15 protein-coding genes, 1 tRNA gene and 1 pseudogene are annotated in these 20475 nt (G+C 60.6%); 10 read left to right on the top strand and 7 right to left on the bottom strand.

Translation table 11 applies throughout. The features are described from left to right. Window positions 1-109 precede the first annotated feature (109 nt). Both JN279_RS38770 and JN279_RS35000 read right to left on the bottom strand, forming a co-directional pair. Window positions 110-364 (bottom strand): annotated as a pseudogene (locus JN279_RS38770) (tyrosine-type recombinase/integrase); the annotation flags it as partial. A 76-nt stretch (window positions 365-440) separates the two neighbouring features. After that, window positions 441-1628, bottom strand: coding sequence for a Fic family protein (locus JN279_RS35000; RefSeq protein ID WP_006329252.1), 1188 nt, complete (start codon window positions 1626-1628; stop codon window positions 441-443). A gap of 514 nt (window positions 1629-2142) precedes the next feature. Between JN279_RS35000 and JN279_RS34995 the strand changes: the two genes are divergently transcribed. Then, window positions 2143-2484 carry a hypothetical protein gene (locus JN279_RS34995; RefSeq protein WP_096453986.1) on the top strand — a complete coding sequence of 114 codons (342 nt, stop codon included), beginning with the start codon at window positions 2143-2145 and terminating at the stop codon, window positions 2482-2484. Window positions 2485-2649: 165 nt separating this feature from the next. Here the strand turns inward: JN279_RS34995 and JN279_RS34990 are convergent, their stop codons facing one another. After that, window positions 2650-3357 (bottom strand): hypothetical protein, encoded by a 708-nt coding sequence (locus JN279_RS34990; RefSeq protein WP_202351458.1) that lies wholly within the window; start codon window positions 3355-3357, stop codon window positions 2650-2652. A gap of 585 nt (window positions 3358-3942) precedes the next feature. Here JN279_RS34990 and JN279_RS34985 point away from each other — a divergent pair. Next, a complete protein-coding gene (locus JN279_RS34985) occupies window positions 3943-5025 on the top strand; it encodes a nucleoid-associated protein (RefSeq protein ID WP_202351457.1) in 1083 nt (360 codons plus the stop codon). After that, on the top strand, window positions 5022-6008 hold the full coding sequence (locus JN279_RS34980) for a GTP pyrophosphokinase (protein ID WP_096453992.1): 987 nt from the start codon (window positions 5022-5024) through the stop codon (window positions 6006-6008). The genes JN279_RS34985 and JN279_RS34980 overlap by 4 nt, the downstream gene beginning before the upstream one ends. A 507-nt stretch (window positions 6009-6515) precedes the next feature. On the opposite strand, the gene JN279_RS34975 is transcribed toward JN279_RS34980, so the two are convergent. From JN279_RS34975 to JN279_RS34965, 3 genes are all read right to left on the bottom strand, one after another. Next, window positions 6516-7826: a tyrosine-type recombinase/integrase gene (locus JN279_RS34975; protein ID WP_096458592.1), complete on the bottom strand. Its 1311-nt coding sequence runs from the start codon at window positions 7824-7826 to the stop codon at window positions 6516-6518. Window positions 7827-8038: 212 nt separating this feature from the next. Beyond that, a tRNA-Phe gene (locus JN279_RS34970) sits at window positions 8039-8114 on the bottom strand. A 316-nt stretch (window positions 8115-8430) separates the two neighbouring features. Beyond that, a complete protein-coding gene (locus JN279_RS34965; protein WP_096453994.1) occupies window positions 8431-9306 on the bottom strand; it encodes a helix-turn-helix domain-containing protein in 876 nt (291 codons plus the stop codon). Between the two features lie 104 nt (window positions 9307-9410). On the opposite strand from JN279_RS34965, the gene JN279_RS34960 reads away from it, so the two are divergent. The 5 genes from JN279_RS34960 to JN279_RS34940 all read left to right on the top strand — a co-directional run bounded on the left by JN279_RS34960 (window position 9411) and on the right by JN279_RS34940 (window position 15621). Further along, complete coding sequence (locus JN279_RS34960; RefSeq protein ID WP_096453996.1) at window positions 9411-10682, top strand: ABC transporter substrate-binding protein; 1272 nt, start codon at window positions 9411-9413, stop codon at window positions 10680-10682. Between the two features lie 94 nt (window positions 10683-10776). Then, the gene (locus tag JN279_RS34955; protein WP_096453998.1) at window positions 10777-11637 is read left to right on the top strand and encodes a carbohydrate ABC transporter permease; all 861 of its coding nucleotides are present in this window, start codon (window positions 10777-10779) and stop codon (window positions 11635-11637) included. After that, window positions 11634-12470 (top strand): carbohydrate ABC transporter permease, encoded by an 837-nt coding sequence (locus JN279_RS34950; RefSeq protein WP_096454000.1) that lies wholly within the window; start codon window positions 11634-11636, stop codon window positions 12468-12470. Before JN279_RS34955 ends, JN279_RS34950 begins: the two co-directional genes overlap by 4 nt. A gap of 8 nt (window positions 12471-12478) precedes the next feature. After that, window positions 12479-13558, top strand: coding sequence for an ABC transporter ATP-binding protein (locus tag JN279_RS34945; RefSeq protein WP_096454002.1), 1080 nt, complete (start codon window positions 12479-12481; stop codon window positions 13556-13558). Between the two features lie 35 nt (window positions 13559-13593). Continuing rightward, on the top strand, window positions 13594-15621 hold the full coding sequence (locus JN279_RS34940; RefSeq protein WP_096454004.1) for an aldo/keto reductase: 2028 nt from the start codon (window positions 13594-13596) through the stop codon (window positions 15619-15621). A gap of 22 nt (window positions 15622-15643) precedes the next feature. Here JN279_RS34940 and JN279_RS34935 read toward each other — a convergent pair whose 3' ends face one another. After that, entirely contained in the window at window positions 15644-16519 is an 876-nt protein-coding gene (locus JN279_RS34935) for an AraC family transcriptional regulator (RefSeq protein ID WP_096458595.1), read from the bottom strand. 246 nt (window positions 16520-16765) lie between these two features. On the opposite strand from JN279_RS34935, the gene melA reads away from it, so the two are divergent. Both melA and JN279_RS34925 read left to right on the top strand, forming a co-directional pair. After that, window positions 16766-18232 (top strand): alpha-glucosidase/alpha-galactosidase, encoded by a 1467-nt coding sequence (gene melA / locus JN279_RS34930; protein WP_096454006.1) that lies wholly within the window; start codon window positions 16766-16768, stop codon window positions 18230-18232. Window positions 18233-18339: 107 nt separating this feature from the next. Continuing rightward, the gene (locus JN279_RS34925; RefSeq protein WP_096454008.1) at window positions 18340-20421 is read left to right on the top strand and encodes an ABC transporter substrate-binding protein; all 2082 of its coding nucleotides are present in this window, start codon (window positions 18340-18342) and stop codon (window positions 20419-20421) included. The last annotated feature ends 54 nt before the right edge of the window (window positions 20422-20475 follow it).

The following is a 20475-nucleotide window of genomic DNA, read 5'->3' as shown; positions in this document are numbered from 1 at the left end:
TGACGCGCTTTTCCCAGTGCTCTGCCCTGGCGTAAGTGCGCCGAACGTCGTTCTTTTCAATATGGGTCAGCTGTCTCTCTTGCGTCTGGATGCCACTTGCCGCATTCATTCAACAGAGTTGATGCCGTTGCTCGGAAACCGTGAGCCGCTGCTTTTTCTTGCTGTAACCCATGCGACGCAGGGCGGCGTTAAGTGTATTGTCGGAAATCGGACGAGAACCCGATCGCACACTTGGAAACAGCAGCGCCTCGCCGCCGGAAATGTCTCTGAGATCGGTCAGGATTTTGATGACCTGCCTCGAAAGTGCAACGCGGTGCGGCCGCCGCATTTTCATGCGTGCTTCCGGGATGGTCCACACCGAACCTTTGAAGTCGAACTCTTCTTATCCGGCGGCTCGCAACTCGCCGGGGCGGGGAAACAGTAGGCGCAGTTATGCGACGCTAAGTTTCCGGAAATAGCTTAGGAAACAGTTCGTCCAACGTGTCGACCGGGAAGCGTAGCGATACCGGTCCTTTCGGGGTATCGGACGCAAGCAGGCCAAGCTCGAGCACCTCGGTAAACACGCGGCGGGCCGTACGTTCCGGCAAGCCAGCGATACGTGAGGCCTCACCGCGATCGAACTCGCCGCGCAGAAGCGCCTCCTCGAGCAGCCGGAAAGCTTCGGGCTTCAGGTCGTAGCGTTGAACGAACCGCTGCAGGCGCCGGGCTAGTTGGTTCAAATCGAACAGGCTCGACATGAAACTGACCTGGTCGATGCATACGCGTAGAAACCATAAGGTAAAATCCGCCAGCGCCCGCATAGAAAGATTGCCGCGGCCGTCGCGATCGCCTTGGCGTGGCATGTCGGCGTGATCCATCATGCGTTTATAGTCGCCGCGGCTTTCCAGACCCCGCGCCAGGCCTCGGGAAATCGACCACAGCCCATGCGCGGCGATTCCTGCCTCATGGGCCATGGCGTGACTCATCAAGCGGCTGACGCGTCCATTGCCGTCTGGGAAGGGATGAATGTAATTGAACCGATGATGCGCGGCCGGAATCGCCAATATCCTAGCCGCTTTGCCCGTACGTTGGAAGCGGTACCGGCTAGCGAAATGCTCCATGAACGCTTCGACGCGATCGCTTGACGGCGGCTGGTGGCGGCCGACAGTGACATCATGTTCAGGCTGTGATCGCCACCGACCCGGAACCATCAAGAATTCTCTGTCTGCGCCGCGAATGCGCAACATCGCCTCATCGGCGTCACGGTAGAATTCCGCATGCAGCCAGCGCAAAAAATCAAGCGAAGCCGGTTCTGGGAGCTGACCCTCTGCGGCCAGGCGATCGATTTCCCCCTGCAGTCGAACATGGGCCGCGGCTTCCACCTGCAGGTTGCGTCGTTCCTGGTCTTTGTCGAATTCGCCGGCGAGGGCGCGTTCGATGTCGCGCGGGCGTGTGTTGTGGCCCTCGATCAGGTTGCTGTAATAGGTGTTCATGATGCGCACGAGATCCGCCAGGTTCGCGGCCGTGCGCGGATGCAGCTTGGCGCCGAGAACCGCCGAGCTTGCTGACAGCTCAGCCAGCGCGTCGGAGATAGGCTCCGCAACGTCTTCCAGGCGCGCCGGCTCGATGCGCTGTACGGTCTCTTCCATGATTGGCCGATGTTAGATCGCGCTAAGTACGTATATGTCAACTGAAATTTTAGCTGAGCGCCCATAACTGGCCGATCATTTGGCCGATGTTAGGCGCTACCTCGGCTTCACCGAGACGGTTGATCGACGACGCCAATGCCGATGCCGATGATGGCCGATATTCGCTATGCTTAGCGCATTGATAGCATGTACAAATTTGCGATCGGTAGGTCGATTTGGCCGATCGCTTGGCCGAACTTCGTCGGTCGCGCTGACTAGAATATACGACCAGGAAAATACAGGCGACTCCAAATGATTTCTCCAGAGATTGCGGAAGCACGCGACGCTGCGACCCGGCTGCGCGAGGACTCGAACGAGGCAGCCCAATACCGCTGAGCTCTGCGAGAGCGTGTGGAAGCCCGATGCGGGCCGCCAGGTTCTCCCGTTTGCGTTTTCTGCATGAGTTTTAAAAAACAAGTATGGAATTACCACGGTTCCGGTCGTCGGTTACGTCAATGACGGAACCGACGACATAATGATTTCCCACGCCTGGCTGGAGTATGACGGTAAGAAGACCGATGTTAGCCTCGCCGTGACAGCACATCCAGATGTCTCGCCTGCAGGACAACTCATAATCCTCGATCGGGTGGTTAAGCGTGGACACGAGTATTCCTACCATCGCGAGATGACGACGGCTTGGCTGCTTCAGCTGCAGAAAATGCGTATGGTTGGCCAGCAAGCGCTCGTTGATCATAAGATGGAAGAGCACTCGCTCATGACAGCCCGGAGCACGCAAACTGACTTGATCCGCTCCTACCTTGACGGCGAGCCGAACGGTTTGACCTATGAGAAGATCGTTGCGTTTATCGAGTCCTGATCGGTTACCGATAAGGCCAAACTTCCATCTGTGAATCTTTTTACAGGGCGCCGCCTGGTTGTGCGTTCTATAAGCGATTGAGGCATATGCCGCGACAGTCTTGCTGCGCCATGTCATGGCACAGCAAGAACTGTGAAAAAGTAGGATAGTTCATAGCCCCGGCGCTTACTTCGTCACATCAGCTTGCCACCAAGGAGATGCGTGAATGTCGAGGGGAGATGCCAAGCAGCGCGGGCAGTGAAAAAGGTTCGCGGCAACTTCAACCCCGGTAGACGACTGGTCGCAATGCAAGCAAAACCAGATGTCACTTACCTCATGACCTAGGGGGTGTTCGGCACGGCCGGTGCTGTCTGGCACCGTTGAGCGACGAGGCCAGTCTGACGCGATTCGCGCGTGAACCAGCTTGCGCCAACCCGAAGCTATTTCGAGCGCGGCATTTCGGAAGTTTGTGTGGTCAATCGGGTTCGCTTTGAGCCTGCGATCTGTTACTCGAAAACGAGCAGGAGCTAAGGGGGCCTCGGGTAAGGTCACCTCCCAACCTCGTCCCCACATGCGAACATCGTCCGAATGCGTGCTCACCCGATAGCTGTGCCCTTGCAGTTCGCCCTCGAACTTGTCAGGGCCAAGCACGCTCCAGGGATCAGTATCTATGGAAATCAGCGGATTTTCGGCAAGCACCAGCGCCCGAGCGATAGCCAGATCCGCCTCAGACGGACGCCATCCCTTCCTTTCTGCATTGGTCAGCGCGTTCCAATGCGGGTAGCCCAATGCCTGCGCAATCACTTCCAACGCGCCTACGTGTTTTATTCGCCTGGCGCGGGCAATGTTTCGCGCAGCGGTCTTCAGTTCTTTCAGTTGATCGCTATTGCTCATGATCCATTCCTATCGTGGTAACGGATCCACCATGTGCCCACTGCTGACAGACCCGTCCCAGGAGGGAATGGTTGGTTTAATCTCAGCGACAGCGCACTGCGAGGCTTTGCATGGTGGGCACACTGGCCTGTGCGGGAGGCCATCACCAAATTGCCTTCAGCCACAAAAAACGTCAAGTCATTTACCGAGACTTGGAACGGTTGCCGCCGAATGAGTCAGGGCTGCCTCGCGTCACATACTCGGCATAGCGTCAATCGTTCAATGCCTCGCAAGCAGGCGTTCGGGGCAACGGCAGTCGAACTGTGACAGACGAGGGTGGTCACCGAATCTTAGACGAATGAGATGGCCGTTCGATCGGCGACCATGGAGACTTCAAGCGTCCCGAGACCGCTCTTCTCCTGCCTCATGTTATGATCCCTTGAAACGAAGGGGCGGCCGTGTAGCGGCCGCCCCTTCGCACCCCTGCCTAAGATTCCTCCCGCACTGTTCCTATGTCGGCGGCCTTGTGTTCTTGTTTTGTTCTGATATCCTTCCTTAACCCGCTCAGAATAATATTCTTCAATATTTTCGAAGGGGGATCGAGTTTTGCTTGTAGAGAATCTTTCTATCGGCCGAGTCGTTATGCATGAGGTATTCCAGAGGAAAGACGGGCCCAATGTAGTGCCGCCATCCTACGGGAAGGATCTCGAAATACTGGATGCCAAGGCTCTCAGTCATTTTGGGATGCGTATCACCGACGCGCTCTCCGCACAGTCCAAGAGCATAGAGATGCAGATAGTGAAGACCAATGACGCGAGCGTGGTTGGGACTGCTCGACGTCTTGTTCTCGCAACCGACACCGATTTCCCTAGCATCTCCAATCACATGGCCGATGCCCTCGCTGACGCACAGAAATCACGAGGGATTCCCGGTGGAATGCTTCTAGTCTTCGATGGGAAAGTCGGTGGCGACGGAAAGCCCTTCTTAGGGGTGATTAAAGCGGAGATGCAGTCCGGCTTTCAACGCCGACTGGCTGCGGCAAAAGTTGTGACCGAATTCCTCGAGAACATCTTCCTGACGCCAGCCACGAGACTTTACAAGCTTGCTCTGTTCATCTCTGAAGATGCCGCTGTCACGGCGAGCACAAATTGGCGATGCTTCGTATTTGATAGCAATATCACCGCCGCCCGCCGAGAGAACGCGGCCGTATATTTCTACGACGGCTTTCTTGGCTGCGCCTTTCCTGAGAGCGGGAAATATGAAACCGCGAAGTTCTTCGACCTCACGAAGGAATTCGTTCGCACCTTGGTAAATGAGCGAGATCTCCGAAGGGACCTGGGCGACGCGCTGTTCGCCTTCGTCAAGGTAGATCAGGCACCCACGTTCACCTCGCAACAGTTCGGCGACACGTATCTGCCACCCGAATTGCGTGACCCGTTTAACAAGTTCCTCGAAGCCAAGAAATTCCCGACCAATAGAGCTGTGGTTCGGGACATCAGCGAGATGGGTGGAAGGTTGCGGCGCCGGAAGTACAAGTTCGGTCCAGACATCGAGTTCTCTGCGTCCCCGGACGCGATACGGAATGGCACCGTGACAATCGAGGATGTGCCGGCAGGCGATGTTTCCGAAGGCGAGGCTGCAAGCTGGACCAGGATCACGGTCCGCAGGCCAGTCACCGAACAGCTATGACCACCGAGCTCGAGATCCTGCGACGCTGGGAGGCGGAGCAGCAGTACTACGATGCCTGGGGTAGGTTCGTCATCCACGCGGTCATCGAGGGGCTCTCGACCCAAGTGGAGGCGCCGGACCTGTTCTTGCGCCTTCCGGTTAAGCAAAGGCTGAAGGAGAGCAAGTCGCTCATCCAAAAGGCACTCTATCGCGGCAAGGGCTACGCAAGCCCGTATGACGACATGGAGGACAAGGTGGGCATCCGCTTCGTCGTGCTCACATCCGACGAAATACCCGTTGTCGAGAAGGCGATCGCCGAATTCGGCGACAAGTACTGGTTCTGGGAAAAAGCCCGGGACTTCGCCGAGGAGCGAGCCCGAAAGCCTTGGGAGTTCGGATACCAGTCGGTCCACTACGTGGTTCGGGCAAAGGCAGGGGTCGTATTCGAAGGCGTCCCTATACCGCTGGACATTCCGTGCGAGATCCAGGTCCGCACGCTGCTGCAGCATGCCTTCAGCGAAGTCACCCACGACACAATCTACAAGCCGAGCGTCAAATCGACGCCTGAGATGATGCGGGCTGCGGCAAAGGCGATGGCGTTGATCGAAGCGACTGACGACTACTTCCGCCAAGTCGGCAACCTCATCGACGCATCGGTCAAGAGCGTCAAGGCTCTGATCGACGCCTTGTCCGTGTACTACCGAGACAAGATCGGTGTGGACGCGACTGTCACCACTCTCGACGGTGAGTTGATCGACGCGTACCTCCCACTGGCCGGCGAGAGCTCAATTGAAGACATCCTCCTTTGGCTGAACACCAAGGATTTCATCATGGAGCGCATCAAGGGCCGGCGAGAGGCCCAGACCCTGTTCGCCTTGCCCTCGATTTTGTTGCTCTACTTCGTGGTGGGCAATTTTCCGAGCATCGCCACCTCGCCAGGTTTACTGACCGATGAGGAACTCGGGCCGATATACTCCGACCTTGGCTTGGCCCTTCCGCAGTAGGCCACAAAGCAGTCCAAGGCGTCGACGCTCAAGTCAAGAGAGGTTGGCCTTGAGAAAAAATCGTCGCTCAGAACGGAACCTGCGCTGGAGCACCGGCTGATCAGTCGCCCATTTCCCGCTGAGAGACGCTCACCGAAGAGTTGTGTCGACAGAAGTTCGCCAAGCGTGACGTTGACGGGCGGCCACTATCTTGGTTCTCGAATTTGACGGCGAGTAACCACAATGAGGTCGCCTCCAGAACGGCTGCTTATCGCTAATCCTAGCCGAAGCCCGCCAGGCTGGTAACGGCCCTAAACCAGCCACGTTCGTCACGGGTTAATCGACCCTTCTTGTGGGACGACGAGACACCGCAGAGGGAATACTAGTCCTCCTCCTGGTCCTTAGGTTCGCCGGACCACAGGAGAGAATACGAAGGAAATGTGTGGCCAACTTATTGATTTCCTGTGGAAAACGATGACCCTCCGGCATGCAACATTGGTCGCCCAGTTTCGGTGTTTTCGACGGGGTTCAGTGTGATTTTCGGAGGTTGGAGGTTCGTCTCGTCGTTTGGCGAACCGTCGCTGTTGGCTTCCAAACTAGACCCTCGCGAGGATGTATGGACAGCAGGCTTGCCTCGTGTCCCTCGATTGAGATCACCCGCGAGTTTTTGCTCTCGAGTTCATCCAGATAATCGGCCCACCATCGCATCATTCTGACGCGCTCTTCCCAGTGCTCTGCCCGGGCGTAGGCGCGCCGAACGTCGTTGTTCTCAATGTGGGCCAGCTGCCGCTCTACGGCGTCCGGGTGCCACTTGCCGCATTCGTTTAGCAGAGTTGATGCCGTTGCTCGAAAACCGTGCGCGGTAGCTTCTTCCTTGCGGTAGCCCATACGGCGCAGGGCGGCGTTGAGCGTGTTGTCAGAAATCGGGCGCGAACCCGATCGAACACTAGGAAACAACAGCGATCCACCACCAGAGATTTCTCTAAGTGAGGTCAGGACGCTGACGGCCTGCGTGGAAAGAGGTACGCGGTGCGGCCGTCGCATCTTCATGCGTCCTTCAGGGATGCTCCACACCGAGCTTTCGAAATCGAACTCGTCCCATCCGGCCGCGCGCAGCTCGCCGGGGCGGGGAAATAGCAGGGCCATCAGCTTCAGAGCGGCTCGGGTTGTAGGCTGTCCGTCAAATGCATTAATCGCCCTCAGCAAGCCTCCCAAGGCCTTAGGATCGGTAACCGCGGCACGGGGCGTGACCGTCGGACCGACGAGTGCGCCCCTCAGGGCGATCGTCGGATCTACATCGGCGCGTGCGGTTGCGATTGCATATCGAAACACGCTGCCGATGGTGGAGCGCATTCGCCTGGCCGACTCGTATCGACCACGAACCTCCACGCTGCGGAGAGCGGCAAGAATTGTAGCCGGATCGATCTCCCGAACGCTTTTGTCCCCAAACGTTGGATAGGCAAAGTCGAGCAGCCATTTGACCTTGGTGATGGTCCGGTCGGCACGTCCCTCCTTCTTCAGCTTGTCGACATAGTCCTCCGCGATTGAGCGAAAGGTGTCCTCCGCCGAAGCCTTTTGCGACTTACGCTCCTGTGCGGGGTCGATGCCACGTAGGAGGAGACGTTTGGCGGTATCGCGCGCCTCGCGTGCCTCAGCGAGGGAGATGAGGGGATAGCTGCCCAACGCCAGAAGCTTCTGCTTGCCGCCAAAACGATAGGCGAGGCGCCATAGGCGAGATCCGGTAGGCTGCACCCAAAGCTGGAGCCCGCCACCGTCAGACAATTTCACGAGCTTGGAAGCGGGTCGGGCATTACGGCATTTTACGTCGGAAAGAGCCATTTTCGGGACCTCCATTTGGCTGCATCGATACCATCAGGATCTCCAATACCAGCGAAAATACCAGCCCCCCGCCTCGTTGGACCAACTGCGCCGAAATTCCACGAAACCCGACCACCCGCGCTTTGGGAACCGAAATCAGTAAGTATTTCAGCTAGTTGCCGAGACAGAAGCGTAGAGCCTTCGGCGAAAGAGACTGTCGGGAGAAGAGGGGATGGTGCCCAGAGGCGGATTCGAACCACCGACACGCGGATTTTCAGTCCGCTGCTCTACCAACTGAGCTATCTGGGCCTGTTCCGGCAAACGAAAACGCGTAAACCGGATTTCATCAAGGCGCCGTGGGCGCCCCTTGAAAGCGCGTGGGTTATAGCACGGGAATTTAGCCTGTCCAGCGCCCAGCTGTCGATTTCCGGCAGGAAAAGCGAGGCTGTGGAAAGGCCGGCTTTGTCAGGCGCTTTCATTGCCGGAATGGCGCCCGCAAGCTGGTCCTTTGGTCTCCAGCGTCTTTATCCACGCCACCAAGGCGCGCGGAAATTGGCGCAATCCGTTCTTAGCCGACGATCGAGATGCCGCAGTGCCAAAAGGCAAGGGCAACGGCCTGTGGCCTCTACCTGGCGCCTCCGGCCACACCCTTGCGAAAATCAGACGGCGTCATGCCGGCCAGCTTACGGAACGACTTGTTGAAGGCGCTGAGCGAGCCGAAACCGGAATCCATGGCGACGCGCAGCACATTGGCGTCCTGATGCATAAGCAGCGCCTGCGCGTAGCTCAGTCGCAACAGGTTGACATATTCATTGAGCGTCATGCCGGTCGATTTCTTGAACAGGCTCATGGCGTATTTGGGATGGATATCGGCGGCGGCCGCGATGTTCATGCAATCGATGTCGTAGAGGAAATTCTCGGCGATGAAATCGCACATGCGCCCGACATTGCGCGACGATTGCTGGTCGAAGGCACTGCCGGCTTCCTGTCCGGCCGCCGTTTCGGGCACCAGCCGGTAAGGCTCGAACCGCACCCGCTCCAGCCGCAGCAGAAGCTCGTTGACGGCGTGCTCGGCCTTGGCCGGATCGCCCGAGCGGGCGTAGCGGTTCCAGCGGGCGAAATTATCGTTGTCGGATTGATCGGTGGCGGCGGTCACCAGCGTCGCGCCCGTCATCAGCCGGTGGCGCACATCCGCCGGCAGATGCAGCCGGAAGAAATGCACCAGGGGCAGATGCGCGCCGGCATAGATGGCGTCGTCGCTGAGATCGTCCATCTGGTGCGGCAGACCGCCCCAGAAGAAGCACATCTCGCCGGCCGAAAGCGAGATTTCGTGCTCGTTCATGCGGTAGTGCACGCTGCCGCGCACGATGAAATTCACCTCCACCTGGGCATGCCAATGCGGCTTCAGCATCACCAGCGGAGCGGTGTGAAACATCTGCAGGAGCAGCGGGAGGCCTTCGACGCTGCTGGCGCCCGGCTGGTAAAACGGCCGTTCGGGCATCTTACTTTCCGCCAATTTCGTATTCCCTTTGTCGGCGACAAGCCTTCCGCGCTGCATAGTCTAGCCACGCTCGCAGAGAGAGCAAATGAAATGGGAGGATTTCAATGCGCATCACACTGACCTGCGCCGCGCTCGCGCTTGCCCTGGGCTCAGCCCCGGCCTTTGCGCAGTCCGGCGAAATCACCATCTGGAGCTGGAATGTCGCCGCTTCGTCGCTGAAGGCAACGGTGGCCGGCTTCAACAAGCTGCATCCCGACATCAAGGTCACCGTCCAGGATCTCGGCAACCAGCCGACCTACGACAAGTCGATCGCCGGATGTGCCGCCGGCGGCGTCGGCCTGCCCGACATCGTCACCATCGAGAATGGCGAGGCGGAGAATTACTGGAGCCAGTTCCCCGACTGCTTCGTCGACCTGCACACGTTGGGCTACACGGCGGAAGACCAGAAGAAATTCCCCGATTTCAAACGCACCGAGCTCGAGGTCGGCGACAAGGCCTATGCCATGCCGTGGGATTCCGGCCCGGTCGCCGCCTTCTATCGCCGCGACTTCTACGAGAAGGCCGGTGTCGACCCGGCGTCGATCAAGACCTGGGACGATTTCATCGCCGCCGGCAAGAAGATCCAGGCCGCCAATCCGGGCGTCTCGATGACCAACGCGGATTTCAACGGCGACAGCGAATTCTTCCGCATGATCTCCAACGAACAGGGCTGCGCCTATTTCTCCGAGGACGGCCAGTCGATCACGGTCAACCAGCCCAAATGCGTCGACGCCATGATCAAGGTCAAGGAGATGAAGGACGCCGGCATCGTCTCGTCCGCCGACTGGGGCACCAAGATCACCAACAACACGGCCGGCACTGTCGCCACCCAAATCTATGGCGGCTGGTATGAAGGCACCATCCGCACCGAATCGGCCGGTGAAAACGGCAAATGGGGCGTCTATCTGATGCCGAGCCTCACCGCTGACGGCCCGCGTGCTGCCAATCTCGGCGGGTCGTCGCTGGCCATCACTTCGGCCTCGAAGAACAAGGAAGCGGCCTACGAGTACCTGAAATATACGCTCGGAACCAATGAAGGCCAGATCACCATGCTGAAGGAGTTTGGCCTCGTCCCCTCGCTGGTCTCGGCGCTGAACGATCCCTACGTGAGCCAAGGCCTGCCCTATTGGGGTGGCCAGGCGGTGTGGAAGGATATTCTGGGCACCTTGCCCAAGGTCGTCCCCAGCCGCGGCACGCAGTTCCAGAGCGACGCCGAAATCATCGTTCGCGCTGTGCAGACCAAATATCTGGGCGGCGGCTATCCCGATGCCAAGGCAGCGCTCGACGACGCCGCAAAACAGATCGCCGCGGCGACCGGATTGCCCGTCAAATCATAACCTCCCAGGGACGGGGTCCGGGACGGCTCGTGCCGCCCGGACCCTGCGCCTGCGAGCTTGTCTGAAACATCGGATATGAAGGAGGAGGAGGAAGATGCGCAACCGCAACGCCACGGCCTATCGTTTCCTCGCCCCCTATCTGCTGATCTTTTCCGTCTTCTGGGTGTGGCCGATCATCTCTTCGTTCATAATCTCGTTCCAGGCGACACGCACCGTGCCCTGGCGCTTCGCGCCCGGCTTCAACTGGGGCCGGCTGATCGGCGATCCGGCCTTTTTCAATGCGCTGAAGAACACGCTGCTCATCCTGGTCATCCAGGTGCCGGTGATGATCGCGCTCGCCATGGTGATGGCGGTGCTTTTGAATTCGCCGCTGCTGAAGGCGAGGGGTCTCTACCGCTTCGCCTTCTTCGCTCCGGTGGTGGTCGGCGAGGTCGCCTATTCGGCGGTGTTCCGGCTGATGTTCAGCCTCGATTTCGGCATCGTCAACAAGCTCCTGAACAGCGTCGGGCTGCCCAAGATCGACTGGTTCTCCAATGTCACGCCGGCCATGGCGCTGATCATGATCGCGGTCACCTGGCGCTGGGCCGGCTACAACGCCATCATCCTTCTGGCCGGCATGCAGTCCATCCCCGAGGATGTCTACGAGGCGGCGACGCTCGACCGCGTCAGCAAGCTCAAGCAGTTCTTCTACATCACTCTGCCGCTGTTGAAGCCGGTTATCGTCTTCTGCCTGGTGCTGTCGATCATCGGCACCATGCAGCTGTTCACCGAGCCCTTCCTGATCACCGAGCGCGGCGGGCCGGGTGGCGGCACCGAGACACTCGGCCTGCTGCTCTATCGCCAGGGGTTCCGGTCGCTCAATTTCGGCTATGCCTCTGCCGTTGCCTACACCATGGCGGCGCTGGCGATCGCGATCACGCTGGTGGAGCTGTGGCTGACGAGGGAAAAGCAATGAGTTCGCTCTCTTCCGCCCGCCTGCGGCGCAGCATCGCATTGCATCTTTTCCTCACCCCGCTGGCACTGATCTGGCTGTTTCCGCTGTGGATGATGGTGGTGTTCTCGACGATGCCCGACAACGGCATTTTCAGCCCCGGTATCGAGCTCCTGCCGCACGGCAATTTCGTCGACAATTTCAACAATCTGCAGCGCGACACCAACTTCGTCGGCGCCATCGGCATCTCCGTCTCGGTGGCGGTGACCTACACCATCCTGTCGGTGCTGTTGACGTCGATGGCCGGCTGGGCGCTGGCCCGCTACCAGTTCTTCGGCAAGGGGGTGGTCGTCGGCATCATCTTCGGCACCATCACGCTGCCCTATGCGGTGGTGCTGATCCCGCAATTCATCATGGTGGCGCGCGACTTCCAGCTCGCCAACACCTGGGTGGCGCTGATCGTGCCGCCGCTGTTCAATTCGCTCGGCGTGCTGTTCATGCGCCAGAGTTTTTCGATGATGCCGGACGATCTGTTCGATGCCGCCCGCGTCGAAGGCGTGAAGGAATGGCGCATCTTCCTCTTCGTCGCGCTGCCGCTGGCGCGGCCGATGCTGGCCGCGCTCGCCATCATCCTGTTCCTGGCTTCCTGGAACAATTACCTCTGGCCGCTTTTGATCAACAGCCAGCCTGGTTCGATGACGGCGCCGGTGGCGCTCGGCACGCTGATCGGGCTCACCAAAGTGTCGTGGGGCGGCATCATGGCGGGCGCGGTCATGCTGACCGTGCCGATGCTCATCGTCTTCGTGCTCCTGCAGCGCCATTTCATCGCCGGCATCGCCGCCGGCGCAGTCAAGTAAGAGGCAGCATGGCAACCGTTACGCTGAGCAATGTGGTCAAGCGCTTCGGCGCCTTCGAAGTCGTTCATGGCGCCAACATCGACATCAAGGACGGCGAGTTCGTTGTCTTCGTCGGCCCGTCCGGCTGCGGCAAGTCCACTTTGCTCAGGATGATCGCCGGGCTCGAGGACATCAGCGGCGGCGAGATCGCCATCGGCGGCAAGCTGGTCAACGATGTCGAGCCGGCCGACCGCGGCATCGCCATGGTCTTCCAGTCCTACGCGCTCTATCCGCATATGAGCGTCGAGCAGAACTTGTCTTTCGGCCTGCGCATGACCGGCAACCCCAAGGCCGATACCGACCGGCGGGTGAAGCGCGCGGCGGAAATCCTGCGCATCAGCGAATTGATGGACCGGCGTCCGAAGAAACTCTCGGGCGGCCAGCGCCAGCGCGTCGCCATAGGCCGCGCCATCGTGCGCGAGCCGCAGGTGTTCCTGTTCGACGAGCCGCTCTCCAATCTCGACGCCGAACTGCGCGTCCAGATGCGGGTCGAAATCTCGCGCCTGCATAAGGAACTCGGCGCGACGATGGTCTATGTCACGCACGACCAGACCGAGGCGATGACGCTCGCCGACCGGATCGTCGTGCTGCGCGCGGGCCATATCGAGCAGATCGGCCGGCCGCTCGATCTCTATGACGATCCCGACAATCTGTTCGTGGCCGGTTTTGTCGGCTCGCCGAAGATGAACTTCATCAAGGCGCAAATCGTCGGGCACGATGCGCGCGGGGTCGTGATCGAACTGGCGGGCCAGCAGAAGACCCGTATCATCCAGCCGCTGACAGGCCCTGCGCCTGACGCGGACAGCAAGGTCATCGTCGGCGTGCGGCCCGAGCATTTCGGCAGTGCCGGGGAGGGCGACACCGACCTTGTCGTGACCATCGACGTGGTCGAGCACCTGGGCGGCACGAGCTTTCTCTACGCCCGAACGGCCCATGGCGAAGATGTGGTGATCCAGCGCGACGCGGCGAAGGTTCCCACCACCTCCGAGGTCACCGTCTCCATCCGCAAATCCTATCTGTTCGACGAAAACGGGTTGCGGCTGCGCTGACCGGCCGCCCCTTCCAGCTTTCAAGGAGAATGACAATGACCGTAACCACGCCCATTCGCTGGGGCATTCTCGGCCCGGGCAGCATCGCCCAGGCCTTCGCCGGCGGCGTGGCCGCTTCGCGCACCGGAAGACTGGTCGCCATCGGCGCGCGCAATCCCGGCAAGCCGGGCCTCGCCGAGAATTTTCCCGGCGCCCGCATCGTCGACGGGTATGAAGCGCTGCTCGCCGATCCCGACATCGATGCCGTCTACATTGCGGTTCCGCATCCCGGCCACGCGCAATGGGCGATCCGGGCGGCGGAAGCGGGCAAGCACGTGCTGTGCGAAAAGCCGCTGGCGCTGACCGCCTTCGAGGCCGACGCCATGATCCATGCCGCGCGCAAGGCCGGCACCTTTCTCGGCGAAGCCTTCATGTACCGGCTGCATCCGCAGACACTGAAGCTGGTGGAACTGATCACGTCCGATATCATCGGCGAGATCAGGATGATCAAGTCGAGCTTCGGCTTCGCCATGCCGCGCTTCATGCCGGAGCACCGGCTCTATGCCAACGAAGCTGCCGGCGGCGGCATTCTCGACGTCGGCGGCTATACCGTCTCGATGGCGCGGCTGATTGCCGGGGCGGCGGCAGGCCTCCCCTTTGCCGAGCCGGACAAGGTGGTTGGCACGGCCCATCTTGGCCAGTCCGGCGTCGATGAATGGGCTTCGGCGCTGCTGCACTTTCCCGGCGGCATCCTCGCCGAGGTCTCCTGCAGCATCTCGCTCAACCAGGACAATGTGCTGCGCATCCTCGGCACCAAGGGCCGTATCGAAGTGCCGGACTTCTGGTTCGCCGGGGGAAATCGCGATGTCGGCCTCGGCCGGATCGACGTGATCGGCGCCGACGGCGCGCGCCAGACGATCAGCGTCGACGAAAAGCGCCATCTCTATTCCTTCGAGGTCGACGGCGCCGGCGAGGCCATCCTCGCCGGGCGGCAGGAATTTGCTTGGCCGGGCATGGACTGGGCCGACAGTCTCGGCACCTTGCGCGTGCTCGACAGATGGCGCGCTGCGGTCGGACTGGAATATGAGATCGAAAAGGCCCCGCTGCGCACCAGCACCATATCCGGCCGGCCTCTGCGATCCGGCGGCACGGCGATCGGCAAGCGCGCCATTCCGGGCCTGGCGAAGCCGGCATCGGTGGTGGCGCTCGGCTTCGAGGATTTCCGCACATTCTCCTCGGGTTCGATCCTGCTCGATGCCTTCTTCGAGGCTGGCGGCAATCTGTTCGACACCGGTTTTGTCTACGGCGCCGGCTACACCGAAAAGCTGCTTGGCGAATGGCTGAAAAACCGTGGCGTGCGCGAGCAGTCGGTGATCATTGCCAAGGGCGCGCATTCGCCGCTCTGCTATCCCGACGTGATCGGCAAGCAGCTTGCCCAGTCGCTCGACCGCCTGCAGACCGACCATGTCGACATCTATTTCATGCACCGCGACAATCCGGACGTGCCGGTCGGCGAATTCGTCGATGCGATGGATCAAGAGGCTAAAGCAGGCCGCATCCGTGGCCCGTTCGGCGGCTCGAACTGGACGATGCAGCGCATGGACGAGGCGATTGCCTATGCCGAGAAGAACGGCAAGCAGAAGCCCGGCGCACTCTCCAACAATTTTTCGCTGGCCGAAATGCTGGAGCCGATCTGGGCGGGTTGCGTCACCTCGTCCACTGATGACTGGAAGGCCTGGCTGACATCCAGGCAGATGCCGAATTTCGCCTGGTCGAGCCAGGGACGCGGCTTCTTCACCGAGCGCGCCGGGCGCGACAGGCACGACAGCGAGGAACTGGTGCGGGTCTGGTATTCGGAGCGCAATTTCGGCCGTCGCGACCGCGCCATCGAGCTCGCCGCCAGGCTGCATAAAAGCCCGATCCAGATCGCTCTGGCCTATGTGCTCAACCAGCCCTTCCCGTCGGTTCCGCTGATCGGGCCGCGCACGCTGGGTGAGCTGGAAGACAGCCTGCGGGCGCTCGACATCGCGCTTTCGCCTGCCGATCTCGAGTGGCTGGACGGCGGCAGCCTGCACGCGGCCTGATAGAACAGGCCGCAAAGCGGCGTCAGGTTTCGTCGTCCGGCACCTTGACGCCGCCCCTGGTCGGGGTTCGCAGACTGGCATACATGCCGGTGGTGCGGAATTGGCTTGGCGTGGTGCCGTAGAGGCGGCGGAAGACCTTCGAAAAATAGTTCGCATCCTCGAAGCCGCACAGGATGGCGACTTCCTTCACCGGCAGGAAGTCCGCCTTGGTCAACAGCTTTGCCGCCCGCTGCAGGCGCTGTTGCAGCACGAATTCGGCCGGCGGCAAGCCTTCGCTCTCAGCGAAGCAGCGCGAGAAATGGGCGCGGCTGAGGCCGCTGATCTGGACCAGCTCCGCCACCGGCAGCGGCTTGTCGAGATTGGAGTTTATATGGTCGATGACCGGCTGCATGGCGCTCTGCTTCTCGGCAAAGGCGTGCGAGCCGAAGACATCGTCATAGAGCGCCATCGCCGCCTCGTAGGCTACGGCGGAAGCGGCACCTGGCGAAGCGGCCCCCTTGATGAGGCGCAGGCTGCAATCGGCAAGGTGGTCGACCGTCGCCGGCTTAAGCCGAAACACCGGACCGGAGACGCTGAGGATCGACTTGTGGATGCGCAGCGCCTCTTCGCCGTTCATCGAAATCCAGAAATATTCCCAGCGCTCGTCCTTGGCCAGCCAGTAGCGGTGGTTGTGCGGCACCAGCACCAGCAGCGTGTCGTTCTCTTGCAGGCGGTAGTTGCGGTTCTCGTAGCGCAGCCGGCCTGTGCCGCTGATCGTGTGCTGGAGCACGGTGAACGGCGTCTGGCCGCGTTTGCGTCCGTCCCAGTCGTAGGTCTCGTCCTCGCGCACCTCATAGCCCGTGCTTGTCGGCATGGCATGCAGGCGTTGCCGGCCGCGCGGCAGCGAGATCGTGCGCATCGACTGTCCGTTGGTGATCAAATCTCGTAGCACAAAATTACCCTTGAAAGCATAATCCTTCTCTGGTCGCGCTCATGAATAAGGGCATAATCCCCCTCGAAAAGCGAGAGAGATCCGCAGGCGAGGAGCGGACAGGGAGGTTGGCAGGCCGGAATCCGGCTTGTCGCGCGCACATGCCATGGCATGCGGCTGCAACCCACCCCTGTCATTCCCGACCTGTCATTGGAATAGGATGAGGTGCGGCTGATGAGTTTCAAAATCGCTATCATCGGCGCCGGCAGCGTCGGATTCACCAAGAAACTGTTCACCGACATACTGTGCGTGCCCGAATTCAGGGATGTCGAATTCGCGCTGACCGACCTCAGCGAGCACAATCTCGGGATGATCAAGGCGATACTTGACAGGATCGTCGAGGCGAACGGATTGCCAACAAAAGTGACGGCGACAACGGATCGCCGCAAGGCGCTGGAAGGCGCACGCTATGTCATCAGCTGCGTGCGGGTCGGTGGTCTCGAAGCCTATGCCGACGATATCCGCATCCCGCTGAAATATGGCATCGACCAGTGTGTCGGCGACACGATCTGCGCCGGCGGCATCCTCTATGGCCAGCGCAACATTCCGGTGATCCTCGACTTCTGCAAGGACATACGCGAGGTCGCCGCGACGGGCGCCAAATTCCTCAACTATGCCAACCCGATGGCGATGAACACCTGGGCGGCGATCGAATATGGCAAGGTCGACACGGTCGGCCTCTGCCACGGCGTCCAGCATGGCGCCGAGCAGATCGCCGCGGTGCTGGGCGCGAAATCGCCCAAGGAGCTCGACTATGTCTGTTCGGGCATCAATCACCAGACCTGGTTCATCGATCTGCGGCTGAACGGCCGCAAGGTCGGCAAGGACGAGCTGGTTGCCGCCTTCGAGGCGCATCCGGTTTATTCGCAGCAGGAAAAGCTCCGAATCGATGTCTTGAAGCGCTTTGGCGTCTATTCGACCGAAAGCAACGGGCATCTCTCCGAATACCTGCCCTGGTACCGCAAGCGGCCCGATGAGATCACGCGCTGGATCGACATGTCGGATTGGATTCACGGCGAGACCGGCGGCTATCTCCGCTACTCCACCGAAACCCGCAACTGGTTCGAGACGGAGTATCCGCAATTCCTCGAAGCGGCGTCGAAGCCGCTCGATCCCACGAAGCGCTCCAACGAGCATGCCAGCCATATATTGGAGGCGCTGGAGACCAACCGTGTCTATCGCGGCCATTTCAACGTCAAGAACAATGGCGTGATCACCAATTTGCCGCAGGACGCCATCATCGAATCGCCCGGCTTCGTCGACCGTTTCGGCATCAACATGGCCGCAGGCATCACACTGCCCGAAGCCTGCGCGGCGACCTGCATGGCCTCGATCAATGTCCAGCGCATGTCGGTCCATGCCGCGATATCGGGCGACATCGATCTCTTGAAACTGGCTGTGCTGCACGACCCGCTGGTCGGTGCGGTGTCGACGCCGGAGGAGGTCTGGCAGATGGTCGACGAGATGGTCGTCGCCCAGGCCGCCTGGTTGACACAATATGCGCATGCGGTTCCGGCCGCCAAGGAACGGCTATCGAAATCGCAGGTGAAGACCCGCGAATGGGCCGGCGCCGCACGGCGAAACGTGCGCTCGATCGAGGAATTGCGCGCCGAAAAAGCCGCGCTCAAACAGGCCGGCTGAAATCTCGGGCGCAGCGACGGACCTTGGGAGGCAGGTCCGCCGCAGTCAGCCGTCCAGGCAGAAGACGCGCAGCAGCAAACGTCTGAACACGAGGGAGGAGATAGATAATGAGGAATCTACGCAGCATTGGCATTGCCGCCGGACTGGCGCTGAGCGTCTCCGTTCCGGCACTCAACGCTTTCGCATCAGAGCCGACAGTCCCGCCGGTGCCGGCGACCTTTCCGGCCGAGGGCAAGATCAAATACGTGGCGCGCGACTCCATTCTGGAGTTCAAGGCGTTGCCCGAATATCACGAGCCGGATTGGGTGACCGAAAAATACGTCAAGACCGGCAAGCTGCCGCCGGTGAAGGACAGGCTGCCGAAGGAGCCGCTGGTCTTCAAGACGGCCAACATGCCCGACGGCATCGGTGTCTATGGCGATACGATGCGCCATGTCATCGGCGGGCGGCCGGAAGGCTGGAACTACGGCGCCGGCCAGACGCAAGGCTGGGGCGGCATCGATATCGGCCTCTCCGAATGCCTGACGCGCACCGCGCCGCTGTTCCAGGTCGAGGCCAAGGATACCGAGCCGCTGCCGAACCTCGCCAAGAGCTGGGAGTGGTCGAAGGACGGCCACAAGCTGACCATGCATCTCATCGAAGGCGCCAAATGGTCCGATGGCGTGGCCTTCAACGCCGACGATGTCATGTTCTACTGGGATGACGAGGTGGTCGACCCGAACGTCTCGCCGCTCAATGGCGCGACCCCGGAAACCTTCGGCGTCGGCACGACGCTGAAGAAGATCGACGACTACACCGTCGAGTGGACGTTCAAGGATGCCTTCCCGAAACAGTACCTCTACGCCATGGCCTACGGTACCTTCTGCCCCGGCCCCGCGCACATATTGAAGCCGCAGCATCCGAAATACTCGAAGAACACCTACGACCAGTTCAAGAACGCTTTCCCGCCGGAATATATGAACATGCCGGTCATGGGCGCCTGGGTGCCGGTCGAATACCGGCCGGACGACATCATCGTCATGCGCCGCAACCCCTACTACTGGAAGGTCGACGAGAAGGGCAACCAGCTGCCTTACCTCAACGAGCTGCAGTACAAGCTGTCGACCTGGGCCGACCGAGACGTCCAGGCGGTTGCCGGCTCGGGCGACTTCTCCAACCTCGAGCAGCCGGAAAACTTCGTCGCTTCGCTGAAGCGCGCGGCGGAGGCCAATGCGCCGGCACGGCTCGCCTTCGGTCCCCGGCTCATCGGCTACAATCTGCGCCTGAACTATTCCGCCAATGGCTGGGGCAACCCGGACGAGCGAAGCCAGGCGGTCCGTGAGCTGAACCGCAATGAGGATTTCCGCAAGGCCGTCACCATGGCGCTCGACCGCAAGGCGCTGGGCGACTCCCTCGTCAAGGGACCGTTCACCGCCATCTATCCCGGCGGCTTCTCCTCGGGCACCAGCTTCTATGACCGCAAGTCGACCGTCTACTATCCCTTCGACCTCGCGGGCGCCAAGGCCGAACTCGCCAAGGCCGGCCTGAAAGATACGGACGGCGACGGTTTCGTGAACTTCCCGGCCGGCACCGCGGGCGGCAAGAACGTCGAGATCGTCATGCTGGTCAACAACGACTACGGCACCGACAAGAGCCTCGCCGAAGGCGTCGTCGCGCAAATGGAAAAGCTTGGGCTGCGGGTCGTACTGAACGGCCTCAACGGCACCCAGCGCGATGCCTCGCAATATTCCGGGCGTTTCGACTGGCTGATCCGGCGCAACGACCAGGAACTGACCTCGGTCGTGCAGAACACGGAGCAGCTCGCGCCCGTCGGTCCGAAGACCAGCTGGAACCACCGCGCGCCGGAAAGCGGCGAAGTCGACCTGATGCCTTTCGAAAAAGACCTTGTCGACATCGTCAACAAGTTCGTCGCGTCAGAGGACAATGACAAGCGCGCCAGTCTGATGAGGGAGTTCCAGAAGATCTCGACCGAACATGTCTACAATGTCGGCCTGACGGAATATCCCGGCGCGCTGATCGTCAACAAGCGCTTCTCGAACATTCCGCAGGGCACGCCGATCTTCATGTTCAACTGGGCCGAGGATTCGATCGTCCGCGAACGCGTCTTCGTCGCGGCCGACAAGCAGGCCAAATACGAGTTGTTCCCGCAAGAGCTCCCCGGCAAGCCTGGAGACAAAGGTCCGATGTAAGTTTACCTCCCCTGACCAAGAGAGACCCGGCCGCGCTGCTGGCGCGGCCGGGTG

Origin of the sequence: Mesorhizobium sp. 113-1-2 (assembly GCF_016756475.1) — a bacterium.
GTDB lineage: Bacteria > Pseudomonadota > Alphaproteobacteria > Rhizobiales > Rhizobiaceae > Mesorhizobium > Mesorhizobium loti_C.
Note: the sequence above shows the minus strand (reverse complement) of the source record. Positions and strands in the feature narration are given on the sequence as shown.

Excerpts from the sequence above, each read along its gene's own strand:
- JN279_RS35000 (WP_006329252.1), bottom strand. The coding sequence starts at position 1,628 with ATGGAAGAGACCGTACAGCGCATCGAGCCGGCGCGCCTGGAAGACGTT.
- JN279_RS34995 (WP_096453986.1), top strand. The coding sequence starts at position 2,143 with ATGATTTCCCACGCCTGGCTGGAGTATGACGGTAAGAAGACCGATGTT.
- JN279_RS34990 (WP_202351458.1), bottom strand. The coding sequence starts at position 3,357 with ATGAGCAATAGCGATCAACTGAAAGAACTGAAGACCGCTGCGCGAAAC.
- JN279_RS34980 (WP_096453992.1), top strand. The coding sequence starts at position 5,022 with ATGACCACCGAGCTCGAGATCCTGCGACGCTGGGAGGCGGAGCAGCAG.
- JN279_RS34975 (WP_096458592.1), bottom strand. The coding sequence starts at position 7,826 with ATGGCTCTTTCCGACGTAAAATGCCGTAATGCCCGACCCGCTTCCAAG.
- JN279_RS34965 (WP_096453994.1), bottom strand. The coding sequence starts at position 9,306 with ATGCCCGAACGGCCGTTTTACCAGCCGGGCGCCAGCAGCGTCGAAGGC.
- JN279_RS34960 (WP_096453996.1), top strand. The coding sequence starts at position 9,411 with ATGCGCATCACACTGACCTGCGCCGCGCTCGCGCTTGCCCTGGGCTCA.
- JN279_RS34955 (WP_096453998.1), top strand. The coding sequence starts at position 10,777 with ATGCGCAACCGCAACGCCACGGCCTATCGTTTCCTCGCCCCCTATCTG.
- JN279_RS34950 (WP_096454000.1), top strand. The coding sequence starts at position 11,634 with ATGAGTTCGCTCTCTTCCGCCCGCCTGCGGCGCAGCATCGCATTGCAT.
- JN279_RS34945 (WP_096454002.1), top strand. The coding sequence starts at position 12,479 with ATGGCAACCGTTACGCTGAGCAATGTGGTCAAGCGCTTCGGCGCCTTC.
- JN279_RS34940 (WP_096454004.1), top strand. The coding sequence starts at position 13,594 with ATGACCGTAACCACGCCCATTCGCTGGGGCATTCTCGGCCCGGGCAGC.
- JN279_RS34935 (WP_096458595.1), bottom strand. The coding sequence starts at position 16,519 with ATGCGCACGATCTCGCTGCCGCGCGGCCGGCAACGCCTGCATGCCATG.
- melA (WP_096454006.1), top strand. The coding sequence starts at position 16,766 with ATGAGTTTCAAAATCGCTATCATCGGCGCCGGCAGCGTCGGATTCACC.
- JN279_RS34925 (WP_096454008.1), top strand. The coding sequence starts at position 18,340 with ATGAGGAATCTACGCAGCATTGGCATTGCCGCCGGACTGGCGCTGAGC.